The organism is uncultured Campylobacter sp. (genome assembly GCF_937997595.1).
Classification (GTDB): Bacteria; Campylobacterota; Campylobacteria; order Campylobacterales; family Campylobacteraceae; genus Campylobacter_B.
The window spans coordinates 1-2944 of record NZ_CALKTS010000347.1; the positions used below are offsets into that span (position 1 = coordinate 1).

General features: G+C 36.7%; 5 protein-coding genes and 1 pseudogene. 5 read left to right on the forward strand and 1 reads right to left on the reverse strand.

All coding sequences use genetic code 11. The features are described 5' to 3' along the window. Window positions 1-163 precede the first annotated feature (163 nt). From Q0614_RS12600 to Q0614_RS11710, 5 genes and pseudogenes are all read left to right on the forward strand, one after another. Window positions 164-304, forward strand: a pseudogene (locus Q0614_RS12600) (ClpX C4-type zinc finger protein); the annotation flags it as partial. Window positions 305-328: 24 nt separating this feature from the next. Beyond that, window positions 329-934, forward strand: coding sequence for an AAA family ATPase (locus Q0614_RS11695; protein ID WP_366125057.1), 606 nt, complete (start codon window positions 329-331; stop codon window positions 932-934). 292 nt (window positions 935-1226) lie between these two features. Further along, window positions 1227-1487 carry a hypothetical protein gene (locus Q0614_RS11700; protein ID WP_297949450.1) on the forward strand — a complete coding sequence of 87 codons (261 nt, stop codon included), beginning with the start codon at window positions 1227-1229 and terminating at the stop codon, window positions 1485-1487. A 114-nt stretch (window positions 1488-1601) separates the two neighbouring features. Next, a complete protein-coding gene (locus Q0614_RS11705; protein WP_297949452.1) occupies window positions 1602-2102 on the forward strand; it encodes a tetratricopeptide repeat protein in 501 nt (166 codons plus the stop codon). Next, entirely contained in the window at window positions 2075-2341 is a 267-nt protein-coding gene (locus Q0614_RS11710; RefSeq protein ID WP_297949454.1) for a hypothetical protein, read from the forward strand. The genes Q0614_RS11705 and Q0614_RS11710 overlap by 28 nt, the downstream gene beginning before the upstream one ends. A 286-nt stretch (window positions 2342-2627) precedes the next feature. Here Q0614_RS11710 and Q0614_RS11715 read toward each other — a convergent pair. Then, window positions 2628-2944, reverse strand: a 317-nt coding sequence (locus Q0614_RS11715) for a hypothetical protein (protein WP_298788892.1), incomplete at its 5' end; no start/stop codon positions are given.

Sequence of the window (2944 nt, forward strand, 5' to 3'; positions counted from 1 at the left end):
TGTGATTACTGATTCTGCAAAAGAAGCTTAATTTTATAAAATTAAATAGAAAAGCGCCGGTTTCCCTAGAGCCCGGCGCTTTTTGAAACAACATTTCTTGTTGAATATAGCGACTTATGGTACTCTTAAATTGAGAAATCAGGAAAAGAATGGAGGTTTCAGATTGTATAAAGATGAAACAAAACAAGTAAGATGTTCTTTTTGTGGAAAATCGCAAGAACAAGTAAAAAAAATTATCGCTGGTCCTGATGTGTTTATTTGTAATGAATGTGTTGATTTATGTAAAGAAATTATCGATGAAGAGTTTTCTTCGATGACAATGGATGAAATGATTGAGGTATTAAAACCTCAAGAAATCCTAAAGGTATTAAGCAATTTAGTTGGAGGTAAATATAAGGTTACGGATATAGGAATTTTATTTCAACCTAAAAAATCAAGAAAAGGTTACAATATAGAGATAGCTTCTAGCTCCGTTAGATCTCTTTTGATGCTAAATTTCTATATTCTTAATACGGCTAGCAAGAAAGACATCCTTATGATTGATGAGCCTGAATTAAATCTACATCCGAATAATCAGATTTTAGTCGCTAGACTTTTGGTATTACTTGCAAATGCAGGTATAAAAGTGTTTATCACAACCCATAGTGATTATATTGTTCGTGAAATAAGTAATTGTATAATGCTTGGAAGTTTAACTGACAACCAGATAGATAAATTTAAAAATAAAGGCTATACAAAAGAGTACAAAATTAACCATCAAAAAGTAAAAGCATATTTGGCAGAGAATAAAAAAGGTAAAAATATTTTGAGTAGTGTTGATATCAATGAACAAGGAATTTTTATGAATACTTTCGATTCTCCAATAGATACACAAAATGAAAATCAAAGCTTAATTTTTGCTGCACTTTTAGAGAGTAACAAAAATGACAAATAAAAATTTAAAAGATTTTTGAGAAGCTATTTGTGATGATTTAAAAATTAAACCTCACGGGAATTTATTCAAAATAATAGAGGAAAAAAAAGAAAGTCCCATTAAAGAAATAAATTTTACATTTAAAAATAAGGACGATGTTTTAATACTGCGACAAAAAGAGAAAACTCATACTATTAAGTTTTTTAAAGGAGATGGCGTTTCAACCGATTCGCATTGTGATTTTATAGTTTTTTTGAATTTAAAAGATAGTTTGAGAATATGTTTTTGTGAAATTAAACCAAGTATTGAATACATGGATAAAGCCGTTTTACAATTAAAATCTTCAAAGCTTTTTTTGGAATATTTATTGAATTGCTATAAAAATTACTTTTATATCGACTGTTTTACCGAGCTTGATTTGGATGGTATTTCAAGAAAATATTATATTTATCCCAAGATTAATATATCTGCTAAAAGACAAATTTGTCATCGCTCCGAAATATTGTTAAAGGAGATTGAGATAGATAAAAATGGAACAGCCCATATCGCCAATGGTTATTCATTCTTTGAATAGTAAAAGATAAATTATGCTGTTGTGTTGCCTTTAATAGTATAAATTTTTTTGGTTTTAGTTACCATAGTTGCCTAAATTTGCTATAAAAAAGACTGAAAATCTCAAATGAATCTTATGTGTAAAACTTTACTTTTTTGTTTTCCGATTTGGCTACTTGGAACGAGCTGCGAAGAGGCGATAGAGCTTAGTGTCGAAGAGTTTATCAAGCGCGACCGCAACGCCACGGCTACTGCGCTAGCGGGCGAAAAGGCGGCGCAAATTTGCCTGGCTGAGTACGGCGAAGAGCATGAGAGCACGATTATAGCATTAAACAACTCGGGCAGCTTTTTTATGTTTGCAGGCGAGCCGCAAAAGGCGCTTGAGGCCTACGAACGCTCGCTAAAAATTTTACAAAAAGGACTTGGCAAAGAGCATAAAGCGCTAGCAAAACCCTATCACGGCATAGCTAGCGCGCAGGCAGCTCTTGGGCGATACGACGAGGCGATAGCGAATTTCGGCTTGGCGAGAAGATGCTACAAGCTAGGCGGCGAGAAGATGCAAAAAGATCTGATGAGCTGCTACGCTGGGCTCGGCGATACGCTCTATAAATGGGCGATTTTGACGGCGCATACGTAAAACACGCCGTCGCGTTTAGAATTTACAAAGAGGTTTTCGACGCTGATAGCGTAAATTTGCTGCGAGCGAAGTACTATGCGCTGATGGCGGGCGATCTGGCGGGACTCGGCAATAAAACGGAGGTTCTGAAAAACTACGAAAAAGCCTTTAAGATCGCGAATAAAATTTTAGAAAAAAGCGGCCATGAACATACAAAATGCCTACAAAGCGAGATAGAGGCCGAGATGAAAAAGCTTTGATCAAAATCAAACGGCGGAGAGGATTTTATAAAGCTCAACTTTAAAATTTTATTCGAAAGCGCACAAACTAGGTTTTATTTGATATTAGATTTTATAAATTTTAATTCATTTAAAATTTGCGGCGCCAAACACGACACTATCGGTTAGTCACATATCCTCTATGTGATACCCATGTAGAAAAGCCCCTAAAACAATATCAGGTATGATGCTAATACCTAATACAAAACATAGCGCAGTGCGATATTTACGATCGAATCGGCATCGATCTCGCGCCGTACCGCCAAAATCAGATTTCGTAGCGATAAATTTTACCGAAATTTTCATCCAGAGTGTAGCTAAACTCGCCGCCTGCGTAGTAGATTATCACGCCGTCGTCAAGCTCAAAGCGCTGATATACGCGCAGCACGACCTCGTTTTCACTGATGCCTTGGACGTGGATAAAGATATCGCTCTTCCTGCCCGCGGTCATCGCCATCTGGTAGAGCTGATTAAATAGCGCGTATTCGGCGTTTTTCTCGGCGTCCTCTTGCGATAAAAAGCCCTCCAGCACGCCCAGCATCTCCGCGCGAAATTCCGTTCTGGCGCGCGCATAAGCGTTTTGGA

Excerpts from the sequence above, each read along its gene's own strand:
- Q0614_RS11695 (WP_366125057.1), top strand. The coding sequence starts at position 329 with ATGATTGAGGTATTAAAACCTCAAGAAATCCTAAAGGTATTAAGCAAT.
- Q0614_RS11700 (WP_297949450.1), top strand. The coding sequence starts at position 1,227 with ATGGATAAAGCCGTTTTACAATTAAAATCTTCAAAGCTTTTTTTGGAA.
- Q0614_RS11705 (WP_297949452.1), top strand. The coding sequence starts at position 1,602 with ATGTGTAAAACTTTACTTTTTTGTTTTCCGATTTGGCTACTTGGAACG.
- Q0614_RS11710 (WP_297949454.1), top strand. The coding sequence starts at position 2,075 with ATGGGCGATTTTGACGGCGCATACGTAAAACACGCCGTCGCGTTTAGA.